The 19,254-nt window shown below is 63.7% G+C and carries 16 protein-coding genes and 1 pseudogene; all 17 read left to right on the top strand.

The genetic code is table 11. The annotated features are described in order from the left end of the window. Positions 1–151: 151 nt before the first annotated feature. The 17 genes and pseudogenes from U1H99_RS14920 to hisB all read left to right on the top strand — a co-directional run bounded on the left by U1H99_RS14920 (position 152) and on the right by hisB (position 19,247). Complete coding sequence (locus tag U1H99_RS14920) at positions 152–4,873, top strand: glutamate synthase-related protein (RefSeq protein ID WP_323142507.1); 4,722 nt, start codon at positions 152–154, stop codon at positions 4,871–4,873. A gap of 219 nt (positions 4,874–5,092) precedes the next feature. Beyond that, the gene (locus U1H99_RS14925) at positions 5,093–6,556 is read left to right on the top strand and encodes a glutamate synthase subunit beta (protein WP_323142508.1); all 1,464 of its coding nucleotides are present in this window, start codon (positions 5,093–5,095) and stop codon (positions 6,554–6,556) included. 415 nt (positions 6,557–6,971) lie between these two features. Beyond that, positions 6,972–7,775: an ABC transporter ATP-binding protein gene (locus U1H99_RS14930; protein ID WP_141836721.1), complete on the top strand. Its 804-nt coding sequence runs from the start codon at positions 6,972–6,974 to the stop codon at positions 7,773–7,775. Further along, entirely contained in the window at positions 7,772–8,554 is a 783-nt protein-coding gene (gene mlaE / locus U1H99_RS14935; RefSeq protein ID WP_323142509.1) for a lipid asymmetry maintenance ABC transporter permease subunit MlaE, read from the top strand. Before U1H99_RS14930 ends, mlaE begins: the two co-directional genes overlap by 4 nt. Before the next feature lie 21 nt (positions 8,555–8,575). Continuing rightward, positions 8,576–9,049: an outer membrane lipid asymmetry maintenance protein MlaD gene (gene mlaD, locus U1H99_RS14940; RefSeq protein WP_323142510.1), complete on the top strand. Its 474-nt coding sequence runs from the start codon at positions 8,576–8,578 to the stop codon at positions 9,047–9,049. Next, the gene (locus U1H99_RS14945; RefSeq protein ID WP_323142511.1) at positions 9,046–9,969 is read left to right on the top strand and encodes an MlaA family lipoprotein; all 924 of its coding nucleotides are present in this window, start codon (positions 9,046–9,048) and stop codon (positions 9,967–9,969) included. Before mlaD ends, U1H99_RS14945 begins: the two co-directional genes overlap by 4 nt. Before the next feature lie 76 nt (positions 9,970–10,045). Continuing rightward, complete coding sequence (locus U1H99_RS14950; RefSeq protein WP_323142512.1) at positions 10,046–10,690, top strand: MlaC/ttg2D family ABC transporter substrate-binding protein; 645 nt, start codon at positions 10,046–10,048, stop codon at positions 10,688–10,690. A gap of 2 nt (positions 10,691–10,692) precedes the next feature. After that, on the top strand, positions 10,693–10,968 hold the full coding sequence (locus U1H99_RS14955) for an STAS domain-containing protein (RefSeq protein ID WP_323142513.1): 276 nt from the start codon (positions 10,693–10,695) through the stop codon (positions 10,966–10,968). 226 nt (positions 10,969–11,194) lie between these two features. Continuing rightward, entirely contained in the window at positions 11,195–12,124 is a 930-nt protein-coding gene (locus U1H99_RS14960) for an ABC transporter ATP-binding protein (RefSeq protein ID WP_323142514.1), read from the top strand. Continuing rightward, positions 12,121–12,888 (top strand): ABC transporter permease, encoded by a 768-nt coding sequence (locus tag U1H99_RS14965; RefSeq protein WP_323142515.1) that lies wholly within the window; start codon positions 12,121–12,123, stop codon positions 12,886–12,888. The genes U1H99_RS14960 and U1H99_RS14965 overlap by 4 nt, the downstream gene beginning before the upstream one ends. Before the next feature lie 18 nt (positions 12,889–12,906). Continuing rightward, a complete protein-coding gene (locus tag U1H99_RS14970; RefSeq protein WP_323142516.1) occupies positions 12,907–13,149 on the top strand; it encodes a BolA family protein in 243 nt (80 codons plus the stop codon). A 2-nt stretch (positions 13,150–13,151) separates the two neighbouring features. Further along, complete coding sequence (gene murA / locus U1H99_RS14975; protein ID WP_323142517.1) at positions 13,152–14,414, top strand: UDP-N-acetylglucosamine 1-carboxyvinyltransferase; 1,263 nt, start codon at positions 13,152–13,154, stop codon at positions 14,412–14,414. Between the two features lie 172 nt (positions 14,415–14,586). Next, positions 14,587–15,261: an ATP phosphoribosyltransferase gene (hisG, locus tag U1H99_RS14980; RefSeq protein WP_323142518.1), complete on the top strand. Its 675-nt coding sequence runs from the start codon at positions 14,587–14,589 to the stop codon at positions 15,259–15,261. A gap of 3 nt (positions 15,262–15,264) precedes the next feature. Next, positions 15,265–16,584: a histidinol dehydrogenase gene (gene hisD / locus U1H99_RS14985; RefSeq protein WP_323142519.1), complete on the top strand. Its 1,320-nt coding sequence runs from the start codon at positions 15,265–15,267 to the stop codon at positions 16,582–16,584. Next, positions 16,581–17,393 (top strand): annotated as a pseudogene (locus tag U1H99_RS14990) (DNA-methyltransferase); the annotation flags it as partial. The gene hisD and the pseudogene U1H99_RS14990, both read left to right, overlap by 4 nt. A 175-nt stretch (positions 17,394–17,568) precedes the next feature. Then, complete coding sequence (gene hisC / locus U1H99_RS14995; protein WP_323142521.1) at positions 17,569–18,657, top strand: histidinol-phosphate transaminase; 1,089 nt, start codon at positions 17,569–17,571, stop codon at positions 18,655–18,657. After that, entirely contained in the window at positions 18,657–19,247 is a 591-nt protein-coding gene (gene hisB / locus U1H99_RS15000; protein WP_323142522.1) for an imidazoleglycerol-phosphate dehydratase HisB, read from the top strand. The genes hisC and hisB overlap by 1 nt, the downstream gene beginning before the upstream one ends. The last annotated feature ends 7 nt before the right edge of the window (positions 19,248–19,254 follow it).

Raw genomic sequence — 19,254 nt, forward strand, 5'->3', positions numbered from 1 at the left:
GACGCACCTTGAATGACCATGTCCCCATTTATTCATTCGGCGGTCAACCGCAAATTTAATTTGACTCCGACCCTAATTATTGTGATTGATGTTTACCCGACTCTGCTCTATTCTCGACTTTCGATATTCATAAAATGCTGCGGAGCCCCACATGATTGCCCAAGGTTTGTACGATCCCGCCAATGAACACGACGCCTGCGGCGTCGGTTTCATCGCCCACATCAAGGGCAACAAAAGCCATTCCATCATCGAGCAAGGCCTGCTCATCCTGAAGAACCTGGACCACCGCGGTGCGGTCGGCGCCGATGCGCTGATGGGCGACGGTGCCGGCATCCTGATCCAGATCCCGGACCAGTACTACCGCGACGAGATGGGCAAGCAGGGCGTCGAGCTGCCGCCGCCGGGCGAGTATGGCGTCGGCATGATCTTCCTGCCGAAAGAGCACGCCTCGCGCATCGCCTGCGAACAGGAAATCGAGCGCGCCGTGCGCGCCGAAGGCCAGGTCGTGCTGGGCTGGCGCAACGTGCCGGTCGACGACACCATGCCGATGTCGCCCACCGTGCGCGCCAAGGAACCGGTGATCCGCCAGATCTTCATCGGCCGCGGCCCGGACGTGATGGTCACCGATGCGCTCGAGCGCAAGCTGTACGTGATCCGCAAATCGTCGGGCCACGCGATCCAGGCCCTGAAGCTCATGCACGGCAAGGAATTCTTCGTGCCGTCGATGTCGGCGCGCACCGTTGTCTATAAAGGCCTGCTGCTGGCCGACCAGGTCGGCGTCTACTATAAAGACCTGCAGGATCCGCGCTGCGTGTCGGCGCTGTCGCTGGTGCACCAGCGCTTCTCGACCAATACCTTCCCGGAATGGCCGCTGGCCCACCCGTACCGCCTGATCGCGCACAACGGCGAGATCAACACCGTCAAGGGCAATTTTAATTGGACCCGCGCCCGCGAAGGCGTCATGAAGTCGGCCGTGCTGGGCGACGACCTGAATAAACTGTTCCCGCTGATCTATGAAGGCCAGTCGGACACCGCCTGCTTCGACAATGCGCTCGAACTGCTGGTCATGGCCGGCTACCCGATCGCCCAGGCGATGATGATGATGATCCCGGAAGCCTGGGAAAACCACGCGACGATGGACGAGAACCGCCGCGCGTTCTATGAATACCACGCCGCCATGATGGAGCCGTGGGACGGCCCGGCCGCGATGGCCTTCACCGACGGCCGCCACATCGGCGGTACGCTCGACCGCAACGGCCTGCGTCCGGCGCGCTACGTGGTCACCGACGACGACCTGGTCGTGATGGCATCGGAATCAGGCGTGCTGCCGATCCCGGAATCGCGCATCGTGAAAAAGTGGCGCCTGCAGCCCGGCAAGATGTTCCTGATCGACCTCGAAGCCGGCCGCATCATCGACGACAAGGAACTGAAGGACACCTACTCGAACGCCAAGCCGTACAAGGCATGGATCAAGTCGGTGCGCATCAAGCTGAACGAAATCAAGCTGTCGGAATCGCAGCTGGCCCAGAGCCGCGCCAAGGACATCCCGGCCCAGGGCGAAAAAGCGCCTGTGTCCCTGCTGGACCGCCAGCAAGCCTTCGGCTACACCCAGGAAGACTTGAAATTCCTGATGTCGCCGATGGCCGTGCTGGGCGAAGAAGCCACGGGTTCGATGGGCAACGACTCGCCGCTCGCCGTGATGTCGAACAAGCTGAAACCGCTGTACTCTTATTTCAAGCAGCTGTTCGCGCAGGTGACCAATCCGCCGATCGACCCGATCCGCGAAGCGATGGTGATGTCGCTGGTCTCGTTCATCGGCCCGAAGCCGAACCTGCTGGACACCAACAACGTCAACCCGCCGATGCGCCTCGAAGTGTCGCAGCCGGTGATCGGCTTCGACGACATGGCGCGCCTGCGCAACATCAGCCTGCATACCGGCGGCAAGTTCAAGTCGTATGAGCTGAACATCTGCTACCCGGTCGCCTGGGGCAAGGAAGGCATCGAAGCCTCGCTGGCCTCGCTGTGCGCGGAAGCCGTCGACGCGGTGAAATCCGGCCACAACATCCTGGTCGTGTCGGACCGCAACCTGGGCGCCGACCAGGTCGCGATCCCCGCGCTGCTGGCAACCTCCGCCGTCCACCAGCACCTGGTGATGCGCGGCCTGCGCGCCTCGACCGGCCTGGTGGTCGAAACCGGTTCCGCCCGCGAAACCCACCACTTCGCGCTGCTGGCCGGCTACGGCGCCGAAGCCGTGCACCCCTACCTGGCACTCGAAACGCTGGCCGAGCTGGCGCATTCGCTGCCGCACGAGATCGCCGTCGACAAAGTCCATTACAACTACACCAAGGCGATCGGCAAGGGCCTCATGAAGGTGATGTCGAAGATGGGCATCTCGACCTACATGTCCTACTGCGGCGCCCAGATCTTCGAAGCCGTCGGCCTCAACAAGTCGCTGGTGGACAAGTACTTCAAGGGCACCTCGTCGACCGTCGAAGGCATCGGCCTGTTCGAAGTGGCGGAAGAGGCGCTGCGCCTGCACACCCTGGCCTTCGGCAACGACCCGGTGCTGGCGCACTCGCTCGACGTCGGCGGCGAGTATGCGTTCCGCGTGCGCGGCGAAGACCACCTGTGGACCCCGGATGCGATCGCCAAGCTGCAGCACTCGACCCGTGCCAACAACTTCAGCACCTATAAAGAGTACGCCCAGATCATCAACGACCAGAGCCGCCGCCACCTGACGTTGCGCGGCCTGATGGAGTTCAAGATCGATCCGAGCAAGGCGATCCCGCTGGACGAGGTCGAGCCGGCCAAGGAAATCGTCAAACGTTTCGCCACCGGTGCGATGTCGCTCGGCTCGATCTCGACCGAGGCGCACGCCACACTGGCCGTCGCCATGAACCGTATCGGCGGCAAGAGCAACACCGGCGAGGGCGGCGAGGACCCGCGCCGCTACATGGGCGAGTTCAAGGGCATCAAGATCGCCAAGGGCGAGTCCCTGGCTTCGATCCTGGGCTCGGACCGCGTCGTCGCCGATATCCCGCTGCAGGAAGGCGATTCGCTGCGTTCGAAGATCAAGCAGGTGGCGTCGGGCCGCTTCGGCGTCTCGGCCGAGTACCTGTCGTCGGCCGACCAGATCCAGATCAAGATGGCGCAGGGCGCCAAGCCGGGAGAAGGCGGCCAGCTGCCGGGCCACAAGGTGTCCGAGTACATTGCCTCGCTGCGCGTGTCGGTGCCGGGTGTCGGCCTGATCTCGCCGCCGCCGCACCACGACATCTATTCGATCGAGGACCTGGCGCAGCTGATCCACGACCTCAAGAACGTGAACCCGAACGCGTCGATCTCGGTCAAGCTGGTGTCGGAAGTCGGCATCGGTACCGTCGCCGCGGGCGTCAGCAAAGCCAAGGCCGACCACGTGGTGGTCGCCGGCCATGACGGCGGCACCGGCGCCTCGCCGCTGTCGTCGGTGAAGCACGCCGGCACGCCGTGGGAGCTGGGCCTCGCCGAGACCCAGCAGACCCTGGTGCTGAACGGGCTGCGCAGCCGCATTCGCGTCCAGGCCGACGGCCAGATGCGTACCGGCCGCGACGTCGTCATCGCCGCCCTGCTGGGCGCCGACGAGATCGGTTTCGCGACCGCGCCGCTGGTGGTGGAAGGCTGCATCATGATGCGCAAGTGCCACCTGAACACCTGCCCAGTGGGCGTGGCAACCCAGGACCCGGTCCTGCGCGCCAAGTTCCAGGGCAAGCCGGAACACGTGGTCAATTACTTCTTCTTCGTCGCCGAGGAAGCGCGCCAGATCATGGCCCAGCTGGGTATCCGCAGCTATGACGAGCTGATCGGCCGCGCCGACCTGCTCGACCGCAGCCGCGCCGTCGGCCACTGGAAAGCGCAAGGCCTGGACTTCAGCAACATCTTCTACCAGCCGAAGGTCGACAGCCCGCGCGCCCTGCTGCACAGCGACAGCCAGGACCACGGCCTGGACAAGGCACTCGACCACAAGCTGATCGCGCAAGCCAAGGCGGCGCTGGAGAAGGGCGAGCGCGTTTCCTTCATCTCGCCGGTGAAGAACCTGAACCGCACCGTCGGCGCCATGCTGTCGGGCGAGGTCGCCAAGCGCTATGGCCACGCCGGCCTGCCGGACGACACCATCCACATCCAGCTGCAGGGTACCGCCGGCCAGTCGGCCGCGGCTTTCCTGGCGCACGGCATCACAATCGACCTGGTGGGCGAGGGCAACGACTACGTCGGCAAGGGCCTGTCGGGCGGCCGCATCATCGTGCGTCCGAACACCGAGTTCCGTGGCTGGGCCGTGGACAACATCATCGTCGGCAACACGGTGATGTACGGTGCGATCGCCGGTGAAGCCTTCTTCAACGGCGTGGCCGGCGAACGCTTCGCCGTCCGTAACTCGGGCGCGACGGCGGTCGTCGAAGGCCTGGGCGACCACGGCTGCGAATACATGACCGGCGGTACCGTCGTGGTGCTGGGCGACACCGGCCGCAACTTCGCGGCGGGCATGTCGGGCGGCGTGGCTTACGTGTACGACCCGAAGGGCGAGTTCGAGCAGAAGTGCAACACGACCATGGTCAACCTGGAGCGCGTGCTGGCCACCAAGGAGCAGGGCGACCAATCCAGCTGGCACAGCCAGACCCGTGGCGGTGCGCGCGAGTCCGACGAGGCGATCCTGAAACGCCTGATCGAGCGCCACTTCAAGCATACCGGCTCGACCCGCGCCCGCAACCTGCTGGACGACTGGGCCAACAGCCGCGGCAAGTTCGTCAAGGTGTTCCCGACCGACTACAAGCGCGCGCTGGAAGAGATGCACAACAGCAGCATGGAAGAGGCGAACGACAAGGTTGAGTTGGTGGCGTAACAGTACGCGCCCTCAGTACACTGCTGCACTAAGGGCGTCGCCGCACTAGACGACGCCACCGCACTAAAACAACGTCATCCCCGCGAAGGCGGAAATGATGCCACTGGCATCATTTCCTCCAAGTTCTGCAAGCGCTGAGAATATGCGCGCAACTTGGATTCCCGCCTGCGCGGGAATGACGGTGGGCTAAGTCCCGATTGAACAAATAAGGAAAACACCGTGGGTAAAATCACCGGCTTCATGGAATTCCATCGCCAGGAAGAAGATCACCTGGACCCCGCCGTCCGCCTGAAGAACTACAAAGAATTCACCATCACCCTGACCAACGAGCAGGCCAAGGTGCAAGGCGCCCGCTGCATGGATTGCGGCATCCCGTTCTGCAACACCGGCTGCCCGGTCAACAACCAGATCCCCGACTGGAACGACCTGGTCTACCACGGCAATTACCGCTACGCCGTCGAGAACCTGCATTCGACCAATAACTTCCCCGAGTTCACCGGCCGCATCTGCCCGGCGCCGTGCGAAGCCGCCTGCACGCTCGGCATCAACAACGAGCCGGTCGGCATCAAGTCGATCGAGCGCAAGATCGCCGACATGGGCTGGGAAAACGGCTGGATCACGCCGCAGGTCGCCCCCGTCAAGACCGGCAAACGCGTCGCGGTCGTCGGTTCCGGCCCCGCCGGCCTGGCCGCGGCCCAGCAGCTGGCGCGCGTCGGCCACGACGTCACCGTGTTCGAAAAGAGCGACCGCATCGGCGGCCTGCTGCGCTACGGCATCCCCGACTTCAAGATGGAAAAGGGCCTGATCGACCGCCGCGTGGAACAGATGCAGGCGGAAGGCGTGACTTTCCGCACCAGCACCCTGATCGGCAAGGATTTCCCGGCCACGGTCAGCAACATGGCCCGTGAAACCATCTTCCCGGAAGACCTGGCGAAAGACTACGACGCCATCGTCATGGCCGGCGGCGCCGAAGCGCCGCGCGACCTGCCGGTACCGGGCCGTGAACTGAAGGGCGTGCACTTCGCGATGGAATTCCTGCCGCAGCAGAACCGCGTGAATGCCGGCGACAAGGTCAAGGACCAGATCAAGGCTACGGCTAAGCACGTGGTCGTGATCGGCGGCGGCGACACCGGTTCCGACTGCGTCGGCACCTCGAACCGCCACGGCGCCGTCGGCGTCACCCAGTTCGAACTGATGCCGATGCCCCCGGAACACGAGAACAAGCCGCTGGTCTGGCCGTACTGGCCGACCAAGCTGCGCACCTCGTCCTCGCACGAAGAAGGCTGCGAGCGCGACTTCGCCGTCGCCACCAAGCGCTTCGAAGGCAAGGGCGGCAAGGTCGACAAAGTCATCGCCTGCCGCGTCGAGTGGAAAGACGGCAAGATGATCGAAGTGCCGGACACCGAATTCGAAATCAAGGCCGACCTGGTGCTGCTGGCCATGGGCTTCGTGTCGCCGGTGCAGCAGGTGCTGGATGCCTTCGGGGTGCAGAAGGATGCGCGCGGCAATGCGCGTGCCACGGTCGATGGCGAGACCAGCTATGCCACTTCGGTGCCGAAGGTGTTCACGGCAGGCGACATGCGCCGCGGCCAGTCGCTGGTGGTGTGGGCGATCCGCGAAGGGCGCCAGTGCGCGCGCGCGGTCGACGAGTTCCTGATGGGGTCGTCCGAACTGCCGCGCTGAGCGGTAGCGGTTCCCGGTTCTACGCGAAGGCGGCTCTTCTGGAGCCGCTTTTTTTTCGGCTGTGCATACTTACCACGGCTGTCGCCAGCATGCGCATGCCATTACGGTTATCCTTGCCGTTCGGCCTGTGCACCTGCAAAAAAATTCACCTTTTTCACTCCGCTTTCGCAAGCACGCATACCGCCTGCAAAGCCTAGTTGCCGTATGGCATTTGTCATTAAAGTGTATTTGATTGCAACAGCCATCGATATGCATAAGTTAGTAAAAACAAGGACTTATGTATCGAAAATACCTGACCCATCGTTCAGTAGTGTTGTAATATCACGTCGATAACCCAGCCGGAAATAGGTCGCCTCAAGCAGAGCTTGCCGTTTCTGCACTACAATACGAGATTCTCCAAATACCAGACTCCACCGTGTCCAACCTCGTCGAAATCCGCGATCTGCATTTTTCGTATGGAGATCGCCCCATCCTGTCGAATCTGAGCATGGATTTCCCGCGCGGCAAGCTGATTGCCGTGATGGGCGGCTCCGGCTCGGGCAAGACGACGGTACTGCGCCTGATCGGCGGTCAGATTCGTCCGCAGCGCGGCACTGTGTCCGTGAACGGCGAGAACGTCAACCAGCTGGACACCGAGGGGCTGTATCGCCTGCGCCGCAAGATGGGCATGCTGTTCCAGTTCGGCGCGCTGTTCACCGACCTCACCGTGTTCGAGAACGTGGCCTTCCCGCTGCGCGAGCACACCGACCTGCCGGAAGAAATGCTGCGCGACCTGGTGCTGATGCGCCTGAACGCGGTCGGCCTGCGCAATGCGGCGCAATTGAAGCCGAACGAGATCTCGGGCGGCATGGCGCGCCGGGTGGCGCTGGCCCGTGCCGTCGCGCTCGATCCGCGCCTGATCATGTATGACGAGCCCTTCGCCGGCCTGGACCCGATCTCGATGGGCGTTACCGCCAACCTGATCCGCAACCTGAACGATGCCCTGGGTTCGACGTCGATCCTGGTGTCGCACGACGTCAACGAAACCTTCTCGATTGCCGATTATGTGTATTTCCTGTCTGCCGGGAAGATCGTGGCCGCCGGCACGCCGGATGAAATGCGCCGCTCGGACCACCCGTACGTGAAACAATTCGTCAACGCCCAGCCGGACGGCCCGGTACCTTTCCACTATCCGGGCAAGTCGCTGGCCGAAGACCTGGGCCTGGGAGGCAAGCGATGAACAACCGCTTCCTCGGGGCGATCGGCGGCTTCGTGCTCGACATGTTCGCCCGCGTCGGTTTCGTGACCCGCTCGTTCGGTGGTCTGGTCGCCAAGCTGCCGGGTGCGCTGCGCCGCCCGGCCCTGATCTCGGAACAGATCCACTTCATCGGCAATTATTCGCTGCTGATCATCACCGTGTCCGGCCTGTTCGTCGGCATGGTGCTGGCACTGCAGGGTTACTACACGCTGAGCCAGTTCGGCGCCGACGAAAAGCTGGGCCAGTTGGTGGCGCTCTCTCTGCTGCGCGAACTGGGTCCGGTCGTCACCGCGCTGCTGTTCGCCGGCCGCGCCGGTACCTCGCTGACCGCCGAAATCGGCCTGATGAAAGCCGGCGAGCAGCTGACCGCCATGGAAATGATGGCCGTGAACCCGATCCAGCGCGTGCTGGCGCCGCGGTTCTGGGCCGGCCTGATCGCCATGCCGATCCTGGCCACCGTGTTTTCCGCCATTGGCGTGATCGGCGGCTACCTGGTCGGCGTGCAGTTGATTGGCGTGGACCCGGGTGCGTTCTGGTCGCAGATGCAGGGCAATATCGACGTGCGCCGCGACGTCATGAACGGCGTGCTGAAAAGTTTCGTTTTCGGTATCGCGGTGACCTTCACGGCGCTGTTCCAGGGCTACGAGGCCCAGCCGACGCCGGAAGGCGTGTCGCGCGCCACCACGCGTACGGTGGTGATCGCCTCGCTGATGGTGCTCGGCCTGGACTTCATCATGACCGCACTGATGTTCACGAAGTAATTAGAAGATTGGGAAAAATTTATGCATCGCAAATCTATTGATGTCTGGGTCGGACTTTTTGTATTGCTGGGTGCGGTAGCGCTCCTATTTCTGGCACTCAAGGCCGGTAACATGAGTACGATCTCGTTCAGCAAGACGTATGCGGTCAGCGCGAAATTCGACAACATCGGCGGACTGAAGCCCCAGGCACCAGTCAAGAGTGCCGGTGTGGTGGTGGGCCGCGTCGGTTCGATCACCTTCGACGACAAGACTTTCCAGGCACTGGTGCGCCTCGACCTGGACCCGGCTTTCAAGTTTCCGAAGGATAGCTCGCTGAAGATCCTGACCTCCGGCCTGCTCGGCGAGCAGTATGTCGGCATCGAGGCGGGCGGCGACAGCAACAACCTGGTGCAGGGCGACCGCATCAACCGTACACAGTCGGCGACCGTGCTGGAAGACTTGATTAATCAATTTATTTATAGCAAGGCAGCCGAAGGGAAGGACGAAAGTAAATGAAATACAACAATAAAACTGCCCGCTACCGAACATCCGGCCTGGCCCTCGCCGTCGGCGCATCCCTGCTGCTGAGCGGCTGCGCCACCACGAACAATCCGACCGATCCGTTCGAGAAGTTCAACCGCGCCATGTTCACCTTCAACGATGCGGTCGACCGCAATGCGCTGAAGCCGGTGGCCACCGCCTACAAGGAAGTCACCCCGAGCTTCGTGCAGACTGGCGTGAATAATTTCTTCGGTAACTTGTCGGACCTGTGGAGCTCGGCGAACCAGTTTGCCCAGTTCAAGGGCCGCGACGGTTTGAACGATCTCGGCCGTTTCGCGATGAACTCGACCCTGGGCCTGGCCGGCCTGCTGGACGTTGCCACCTCGGCCGGCCTGCGCAAGCATAACGAAGACCTGGGCCAGACCCTGGGTTATTGGGGCGTTCCAAGCGGTCCCTACTTGATGTTGCCGATTCTGGGCCCATCTACGGTGCGTGACACGGTGGCCTTGCCGGGCGACTGGTGGGGCGACGCCTGGACCCACGTGGACAACATCCCGCTGCGCAACAGCGGCATCCTGCTGCGCGCCGTCGACCAGCGCGCCAGCGTGCTGGATGCGTCGAACCTGCTGGAAGACGCTGCCCTCGACCGTTACGAGTTCATCCGCGACGGTTACCTGCAGCGCCGTGCCAGCAAGGTGCTCGACACCGACAAGGCGCAGGAGCGTTCCGAGAAGGTGCAGGGCCAGATCGACAAGGTGCAGGAAAAAGTGACCGAGCGGCTGGAAAAGCTGGGTGTCAAGAAGCCGGAAACGCCTAGCCAGGATGCGGATGCGCCGGCAGCGGCAGCCCCGGCAGACGCCGCTCCCGCCACCGATTCGGCCCCCAACAATCCGCCGGCGCCCGCCCCCGTGTCATCCGGAGCGGCCACCAAGTAGTTAATGATGGTACTGCCGGGCAGACAGCGTCGCCGCTGAACCGCCTGGCTTATCCCAACCAGACAAAAGGAAGCATATGAAGCCTATCGCACAACTGATCATGACCGCCGCCGTGGCGATTTCCACCAGCGCCATCGCGCCTGCATATGCCGCCGCCGAAGCGCCGGACGCGCTGGTCAAGCGCGTCAGCACCGACGTGATCGACAGCGTCAAGGCCGACAAGGATATCCAGGCAGGCAACACCAAGAAGATCATGGACCTGGTCAACAGCAAGATCCTGCCTTACGTCGATTCCGACAAGATGACCGCCCAGGCAGCCGGCCGCCACTGGCGCCAGGCCACCCCGGAGCAGCAGAAGCAGCTGTCGACCGAATTCCGCACGCTGCTGGTGTACACCTACGCCGGTGCGCTGTCGCAGATCAAGAATGAAACCGTCGAGTTCAAGCCGTTCCGCGCCGACCCGGCCGACAACGACGTCGTCGTGAAGTCGCAGGTCAACCTGACCCGCGGCGAGCCGATCACCCTGGACTACCGCCTGAGCAAGGGCGCGCAGGGCTGGAAGATCTATGACATCAACGTGCTGGGCGCGTGGCTGGTGCAGACCTACACCAGCACCTTCAATTCGGAAATCAGCAAGGGCGGCGTCGACGGCCTGATCAAGAAGCTGCGCGACCGCAACCAGCAGCTGGCCAGCAAGCCGCTGAAGACCACGCAGAAGTAAGCATGGCGGAAGCGAATCCCATGCTCTCGCTGGATGCCCTGACCTTCCAGAACGCCCAGGCGGCGCTGGACCAGGGCTGCGCGGCACTGGCCGCCGGCGAAACCGTGTTCGACCTCGGCGGCGTCCAGTCCGCCGATTCGTCGGCACTGGCCCTGATGCTGGCGTGGCAGCGCCGCGCACAGGCGCAGGGCCGCAGCCTCAGCTTCGTCAACGTGCCGGCCAACGTCGATGCGCTGGGCAAGCTTTACGGCGTCGGCGAGTTGCTGGGCCGGGCATAAGCAGTGACGTAGGGTGGACCGGGGCGCGCAGCCGGCTTCGCCGTCCACGCGTTGCGTGCACGACCGCGCGGCCGTTACCTATCGCCGCGTGGACGGGAAACCGTCCACCCTACGTTATTCGAGTCGCCGGCCTGAATAACTCCCCCTCCCGAGCCCGTCGTTGGGTTTTCTTCTATAATGGCTCGTTTCCCCGTACGGCCCTCCCATTCCCCGGGCCCACCAACGAATGACAGCCATCCAGATTGACCGCGTCGAGAAAAGCTACAAGGGTTTCAAGGCCTTGAAGGGCGTTTCGCTCAGCATCGAACAAGGCGAGTTCTTTGGCCTGCTGGGCCCGAACGGCGCCGGCAAGACCACCCTGATTTCCACCATCGCCGGCCTGATCCGCCCGGACGTGGGCAGCGTGCGCATTCACGGTCATGACGTCGTCACCGACCAGAGGCAGGCCCGCATGAAGCTCGGCGTGGTGCCGCAAGAACTGGTGTTCGATCCCTTCTTCACGGTGCGCGAGACGCTGCGCTTGCAATCGGGCTACTTCGGCCTCAAGAACAACGACAAGTGGATCGACGAGGTCATGGAAAACCTCGACCTGACCGCGAAGGCCGACGTCAACATGCGCGCGTTGTCGGGCGGCATGAAGCGGCGCGTGCTGGTGGCCCAGGCGCTGGTCCATAAACCGCCGGTGATCGTGCTGGACGAACCCACCGCCGGCGTCGACGTCGAACTGCGCCAGACCCTGTGGAAGTTCATCTCGCGCCTGAACCGCGAGGGCCACACCGTCGTCCTCACCACCCACTACCTGGAAGAAGCGCAGGCCATGTGCCAGCGCGTGGCGATGCTCAAGACCGGCAACGTGGTCGCGCTCGACACCATGTCGCAGCTGCTGCGCCGCGTGTCCGGCTCCTCGCTGGTGGTGCACCTGAAGCACGGCACGCTGCCGGAAGGCCTGCGCCACCTGGTCGCCCACGACGAGCACGATGACGGCGCCAACAACGGCGGCAACAAGTACACGCTGCGCGTGAACGCCTATAACGAAGTCGAGGGCATCCTCGCCAGGCTGCGCGAATCCGGCGCCGAGATCGACGAGATGCAGCTGCAGCAAGCCGACCTCGAAGACATCTTCCTGCAAATCATGGATGGGGCACCTGTTCGATGAATTTTCTGTCCGTGGGTTTCCGTACCCTGTTCTATAAAGAGATCCTGCGTTTCTGGAAGGTCGCCACCCAGACCATCGCCGCACCGGTCGTCACTTCGATGCTGTACCTGTTGATCTTCGGCCATGTGCTGGAAGGTAAAGTGCAGATGCTGGAAGGCGTGAACTACACGTCCTTCCTGATCCCCGGCCTGGTCATGATGAGCGTGCTGCAGAATGCGTTCGCCAACTCGTCGTCGTCGCTGATCCAGTCGAAGATCACGGGCAACCTGGTGTTCATCCTGCTGCCGCCGCTGTCGCACTGGGAAATCGTGTCGGCCTACGTGGCGGCCTCGATCGTGCGCGGCCTGGTCGTCGGCGCCGGCGTGTTCATCATCACCGCCTGGTTCGCCCACCTGAGCTTCGTGGCGCCGCTGTGGATCATCGTGTTCGCGCTGCTGGGCGCGGCCATCCTCGGCACCATGGGCGTGATCGCCGGTATCTGGGCCGAAAAGTTCGACCAGCTGGCCGCGTTCCAGAATTTCTTGATCATGCCTGCAACATTTTTGGCCGGCGTGTTCTATTCCATCCAGAAACTGCCTCCGTTCTGGCTGGCAGTCTCGCATTTCAACCCGTTCTTTTATATGATTGACGGGTTCCGCTATGGCTTCTTCGGCAAGTCGGACGTCTCGCCCTGGACCAGCCTGGCCATCGTCGCCGTGTTCTTCGTGGTGCTGGCGGCCGTGGCGATCAACATGCTGCGTCGCGGATACAAGCTGCGTCATTGAATAGATTCCTGAAAAATTATGGCTACCACACCTGAACTGATCCACGGCTACATCGCGAATGGCCTGGACTGCACCCACCTCGAAGTGGAGGGCGACGGCCAGCACTTCAGCGCCGTCATCGTCTCCAATGCCTTCACCGGCAAGAGCCGCATCCAGCGCCACCAGATCGTGTACGGCGCCCTGGGCGACCGCATGCGCGAGGAAATCCATGCGCTGTCGATGAAGACCCTGACGCCCGACGAGTACGCAACCCAAGGATAAGCATGGACAAGCTCCAGATCACCGGCGGCAAGCGCCTGAACGGCGACATCCCGATTTCGGGCGCCAAGAACGCGGCCCTGCCGATCCTGTGCGCGGGTCTCCTGACCGCCGGCGACCTCGTACTTTCCAACGTGCCGCGCCTGCATGACGTGCGCACCATGCTCAAGCTGCTGGCGCAGACCGGCCTGAAGGTCACCCAGGGCGAAGGGAAGGACAGCGAGAACGTCACCCTGAACGGCGCCGCCATCAGCAGCCTGGAAGCGCCGTACGAGCTGGTCAAGACCATGCGCGCCTCGATCCTGGTGCTGGGTCCGATGCTGGCGCGCTTCGGCGAAGCCAAGGTCTCGCTGCCGGGCGGCTGCGCGATCGGTTCGCGTCCGGTCGACCAGCACATCAAGGGCCTGCGCGCGATGGGCGCCGAGATCACGATCGAAGGCGGCTACATCCACGCCAAGTGCCCGCGCCTGCAGGGTGCGCGCATCCTGACCGACATGATCACCGTCACCGGCACCGAGAACCTGCTGATGGCGGCGACGCTGGCGCAGGGCGAGACCATTCTCGAAAACGCCGCGCGCGAACCGGAAGTGACGGACCTGGCCAACATGCTGGTTGCGATGGGCGCCAAGATCGAGGGTATCGGCACCGACCGCCTGGTGATCCAGGGCGTCGACGCGCTGCACGGCACGGAGCACGCCGTGATCTCGGACCGCATCGAAGCCGCGACTTTCCTGTGCGCGGTGGCGGCCACCGGCGGCGACATCCGCATCACCCGCACCCGCACCGACATCTTCGACGTCGCGCTGGATAAACTGCGCGAGATGGGCCTGCAGTTGAGCGTGGAAGGCGATGCGATCCGCGCGCGCATGGATGGCCGTCCGCGCCCGGTGTCGTTCCGCACTACCGAGTATCCGGGCTTCCCGACCGATATGCAGGCGCAGTTCATGGCGGTGAACATCGTCGCCGACGGCGCCAGCCGCGTGACCGAAACCATCTTCGAAAACCGCTTCATGCACGTGCAGGAAATGAACCGCCTGGGCGCGCAGATCTCGATCGAGGGTAACACCGCCTTCATGCGCGGCGTCGACCGCCTGGTCGGCGCGCCGGTGATGGCGACCGACCTGCGCGCCTCGGCGTCGCTGGTGATCGCGGGCCTGGCGGCCGCGGGCACGACCCTGGTGGACCGGATCTATCACCTGGATCGCGGGTATGACCGGATGGAAGACAAGTTGTCGGCGGTAGGTGCTGACATCGTTCGTATCAAATAAAGTTATCATTCGATCAGTACCGGCATCGAACAACGTCGTCCCTGCGAAGGCAGGGACCCAAGTTGCTGGCGCTATCGAAACGCATGAAAACTTGGACCCCTGCCTTCGCAGGGGCGACGTGCAAGCGTAGCGTTCCAAGTTCAAGCGCAGCGTTCCACATTAAAGCAGTCACATGACCACAACTACCCAGGCCGACAACCAGCAACTGATCCTCGCCCTGTCCAAAGGCCGCATCTTCGAAGACACGCTGCCCCTGCTGGCTGCAGCCGGCATCGAAGTCACCGAAAACCCGGAAACCTCGCGCAAGCTGATCCTGGCCACCAACGACCCCGGCGTGCGCGTGCTGATCGTGCGCGCCAGCGATGTGCCGACTTATGTCCAGCATGGCGCCGCCGACTTCGGCGTGGCCGGCAAGGACGTGCTGCTCGAGCATGGCGGCGAAGGCCTGTACCAGCCGGTCGACCTGCGCATCGCCTGCTGCCGCATGTCGGTGGCGGTGAATGCCGGTTTCGACTACGAGAGCGCGGTGCGCCAGGGTGCGCGCTTGCGGGTGGCGACCAAGTTCGTGAACACCGCGCGCGAACACTTCGGGGCCAAGGGCGTCCACGTTGACCTGATCAAACTGTATGGCTCGATGGAGCTGGCGCCGCTGGTCGGCCTGTCGGACGCCATCGTCGACGTGGTCTCGACCGGCGGCACGCTGCGCGCCAACAACCTGGTCGAAGTCGAAAAGATCATGGACATCTCCTCGCGCCTGGTGGTGAACCAGGCCGCGCTCAAGCTCAAGCGCGAGCGCCTGCAACCGATCATCGAGGCCTTCGAACGCGCCTCCAAGCTGCAAGGTTAAGCAATGAACATCACCATCCGCAAGCTCGATTCCACCGCCGACGGTTTCAAGCAGCAGCTGTCCAAACTGCTCGCCTTCGAAGCGGAGACCGATGACGCCATCGAATCCGCCGTCACCAAAATCCTGGCCGATGTGAAAGCGCGCGGCGACGCCGCCGTGCTCGACTACACGGTCAAGTTCGACCGGATTCCGGGCGGCGCCGCCAGCATGGCGGCCTTCGACCTGACCCAGGACGAACTCCAGGCTGCGCTGGACGCGCTGCCGGCCGCGCAACGCGCCGCGCTGCAGACGGCCGCCGACCGCATCCGCGTGTTCCACGAGCGCCAGAAGCAGGAGCTGAACGGTTTTACTTATACCGAACCCGACGGCACCGTGCTGGGCCAGCGCGTGACGCCGCTGGACCGCGTCGGCATCTACGTCCCGGGCGGCAAGGCCGCGTATCCGTCGTCGGTGCTGATGAACGCGATTCCGGCGCAGGTCGCCGGTGTGAAAGAGATCGTGATGGTGGTGCCGACCCCGGACGGCATCAAGAACCAGATGGTGCTGGCCGCCGCGGCGATCGCCGGCGTCACGCGCGTGATCACCATCGGCGGCGCCCAGGCCGTCGGCGCGCTGGCCTACGGCACCGAGACCATTCCGGCCGTCGATAAGATCGTCGGCCCGGGCAATGCCTACGTGGCCGCCGCCAAGCGCCGCGTGTTCGGCACCGTCGGCATCGACATGATCGCCGGCCCGTCCGAGATCCTGGTGCTGTGCGACGGCACCACCGACCCGGACTGGGTCGCGATGGACCTGTTCTCGCAGGCCGAGCACGACGAGCTGGCCCAGGCCATCCTGCTGTGCCCGGACGCCGGTTACATCGCGCAAGTGGAAGCCAGCATCCACAAGCTGCTGCCGACCATGCCGCGCAAGGACACCATCGCCACCTCGATGAGCGACCGCGGCGCCCTGATCCTGGTGCGCGACATGGATGAAGCCTGCGCCATCGCCAACGACATCGCCGCCGAGCACCTGGAAATCTCGGCCGCCGAACCGCAGCAGTGGGCCGACAAGATCCGCCATGCCGGCGCCATGTTCCTGGGTCGCTTCTCGTCGGAGTCGCTGGGCGACTATTGCTGCGGCCCGAACCACGTGCTACCGACCTCGCGCACCGCGCGTTTCTCGTCGCCGCTGGGCGTGTACGACTTCCAGAAGCGTTCGTCGGTGCTGTTCGTCAGCGAAGCCGGCGCGCAAACGCTGGGCAAGATCGCGGCCGAACTCGCCTACGGGGAAGGCCTGCAGGCGCACGCCCGCAGCGCAGAACTGCGCATCAAGCAATCATGAGCGATTGGGTCGACCAGGTCTTCTGCGAGGATGCGCTGGCCGGCCTGGCGCGCATTCCCGACAAGTCCATCGACCTGATCCTGACCGATCCGCCCTACAACCTCGGCAAGGACTACGGCAACGATTCGGACCAGCTCAGCGTCGAGGAATACCTGGCCTGGACCGAATCCTGGATCGACCGCGCGCTGCCTAAGCTGAAGGACAACGGCAGCCTGTACCTGTTCCTGACCTGGCGCCACGCGCCGGAAATCTTCGTGATGCTGAAAAAGCGCATGACGATGATGAACGAGATCATCTGGGACCGCCGCGTACCCTCGATGGGGGGCAGTGTCCGCAGCTTCAGTTCGGTGCACGACACGATCGGCTTCTTCGTGAAGCGCAAGGATTACTATTTCGACCTGGACGCGGTGCGCATTCCCTACGACGCCGCCACCAAGAAGGCGCGCTCGCGCTCGATCTTCGTCGGCGCCAAGTGGCTCGAGGTCGGCTACAACCCGAAAGACATGTGGAGCGTATCGCGCCTGCACCGCGAGCATGCGGAGCGGGTCGACCATCCGACCCAGAAGCCGCTCGAGATCATCGAGCGCATGCTGAAGGCGTCCTGCCCGCCGGGCGGCACCGTGCTCGACCCCTTCATGGGCAGCGGCACCACGGCGGTGGCGGCCAAGCGGCTGGGACGGCACTATGCCGGGTTCGAGCTGAATCCGGCGTATTGCGAGCTGATCGCGCAGCGGCTGGCGGCGCCGGAGGCGCCGGTCAAAAAACGCGTTACCGTCCGCAAAAAGGCAAAGCTTGCCTCTACCGCTGACAGTAAAACCGTCGTTCCCGCGCAGGCGGGAACAGTGCCATCGCACTCTTCCCCCCAAGTTGCACGCATACCGCGAAAAAACTTGGATTCCCGCTTGCGCGGGAATGACGGTCTTAATGGTAACGATCAAAGCGTAGAACACGACGCACACGCCCTCACCACCCAAGGAACCTGACATGACCGACATCGACACCCTCATCGCCAACACGATCCGCGAAGACGTCCGTGCCGGCCATAGCTATAAAGTCCCGGACGCCAGCGGCTACATCAAGCTCGACGCCATGGAAAACCCGTACGCGCTGCCGGCCGACCTGCGCGACGAGCTGGCCAGGACCCTGGCCGACGCCGTCCTGAACCGCTACCCGGTGCCGTCGTACTCCACCCTCAAGCAGAAGATCTGCGCCAAGCTGGGCGTCCCGGCCGGCTACGACGTCATCCTCGGCAACGGCTCGGACGAGATCATCTCGATCGTCGCCACCGCCTGCGCACGACAGGATAAACGCGCCGTGATCCTGGCGCCGACCCCGGCCTTCGTGATGTTCCAGCGCTCGGCCCAGTTCGCGGGCATGGATTACGTCGGCGTGCCCTTGCAGGAAGACTTTTCGCTGGACATGCCGGCGATGCTGGCCGCGATCGCCGAGCACAAGCCGGCGCTGGTGTTCCTGGCCTACCCGAACAACCCGACCGGCAACCTGTTCGCCGAAGAGGATGTGGTCGCCATCATCGAGGCGCTGGGCGAGACCGGCATCGCCGTGGTCGACGAAGCGTATCAACCGTTCGCGCGCACCAGTTTCATGGCACGCCTGCCGGAATTCCCGAACATGGTGGTCATGCGCACGCTGTCGAAGCTGGGCCTGGCCGGTATCCGCCTCGGGTACCTGGCGGCGGCGCCGGCGCTGCTGGACCAGTTCGACAAGGTGCGTCCGCCCTACAACATCAACGTGCTGACCCAGGTGGCGGCCGAATTCGCGCTGGATCACCTCGACGTGCTGGATGCGCAGGCCGCCAGCCTGAACGATGCGCGCACCGCCCTGGCGCAGGCGATGGCGGCGCTGCCGGGCGTGACGGTGTACCCGTCGAGCGCGAATTTCATTACCGTGCGGGTGCCGGATGCAGACAAGACCTGCGCTACACTATTCGCCGAGAAGGTAATGATTAAAAATTTGAGTAAAATGCATGTATTGCTGGCCAATTGCATCCGTGTGACGGTCAGCACCCCGGAAGAGAATTCCGTATTCCTGAATGCCCTGAAGGCTTCCCTGTAATGACCCGCTCCGCAGAAATCACGCGCAACACCAACGAGACGCAAATCCGCGTCGCGATCGACCTCGACGGCACCGGCCGCCAGAAATTGAACACCGGCGTGCCCTTCCTCGACCACATGCTGGACCAGATCGCCCGCCACGGCCTGATCGACCTCGAAGTCGAGGCCGTCGGCGATCTCCACATCGACGACCACCACACCGTCGAGGACACCGGCATCACGCTCGGCATGGCGGTAGCCAAGGCCATCGGCGACAAGAAGGGCATCCGCCGCTACGGCCACGCCTACGTTCCGCTGGACGAGGCGCTGTCGCGCGTGGTCATCGATTTTTCCGGCCGCCCGGGCCTGGAATGGCACGTGCCGTTCACCCGCGCGACCATCGGCCGCTTCGACGTCGACCTCACCATCGAGTTCTTCCGCGGTTTCGTCAACCATGCCGGCGTGACCCTGCACGTGGATAACCTGCGCGGCGTGAACGCGCACCACCAGTGCGAGACCGTGTTCAAGGCCTTCGGCCGCGCGCTGCGCGCCGCCACCGAGCTGGACGAGCGCGCGCTGGGCGTGATCCCATCGACCAAGGGCAGCCTCTAAGCGGCGG

The organism is Massilia phyllosphaerae, from assembly GCF_034659755.1.
Taxonomy (GTDB): Bacteria; Pseudomonadota; Gammaproteobacteria; order Burkholderiales; family Burkholderiaceae_D; genus Telluria; species Telluria phyllosphaerae.

Coding starts and splice junctions, on each gene's coding strand:
- U1H99_RS14955 (WP_323142513.1), top strand. CDS start 10,693: ATGGCGGAAGCGAATCCCATGCTCTCGCTGGATGCCCTGACCTTCCAG.
- hisB (WP_323142522.1), top strand. CDS start 18,657: ATGACCCGCTCCGCAGAAATCACGCGCAACACCAACGAGACGCAAATC.
- U1H99_RS14950 (WP_323142512.1), top strand. CDS start 10,046: ATGAAGCCTATCGCACAACTGATCATGACCGCCGCCGTGGCGATTTCC.
- U1H99_RS14960 (WP_323142514.1), top strand. CDS start 11,195: ATGACAGCCATCCAGATTGACCGCGTCGAGAAAAGCTACAAGGGTTTC.
- hisG (WP_323142518.1), top strand. CDS start 14,587: ATGACCACAACTACCCAGGCCGACAACCAGCAACTGATCCTCGCCCTG.
- mlaE (WP_323142509.1), top strand. CDS start 7,772: ATGAACAACCGCTTCCTCGGGGCGATCGGCGGCTTCGTGCTCGACATG.
- murA (WP_323142517.1), top strand. CDS start 13,152: ATGGACAAGCTCCAGATCACCGGCGGCAAGCGCCTGAACGGCGACATC.
- hisD (WP_323142519.1), top strand. CDS start 15,265: ATGAACATCACCATCCGCAAGCTCGATTCCACCGCCGACGGTTTCAAG.
- U1H99_RS14945 (WP_323142511.1), top strand. CDS start 9,046: ATGAAATACAACAATAAAACTGCCCGCTACCGAACATCCGGCCTGGCC.
- U1H99_RS14965 (WP_323142515.1), top strand. CDS start 12,121: ATGAATTTTCTGTCCGTGGGTTTCCGTACCCTGTTCTATAAAGAGATC.
- mlaD (WP_323142510.1), top strand. CDS start 8,576: ATGCATCGCAAATCTATTGATGTCTGGGTCGGACTTTTTGTATTGCTG.
- U1H99_RS14970 (WP_323142516.1), top strand. CDS start 12,907: ATGGCTACCACACCTGAACTGATCCACGGCTACATCGCGAATGGCCTG.
- U1H99_RS14920 (WP_323142507.1), top strand. CDS start 152: ATGATTGCCCAAGGTTTGTACGATCCCGCCAATGAACACGACGCCTGC.
- hisC (WP_323142521.1), top strand. CDS start 17,569: ATGACCGACATCGACACCCTCATCGCCAACACGATCCGCGAAGACGTC.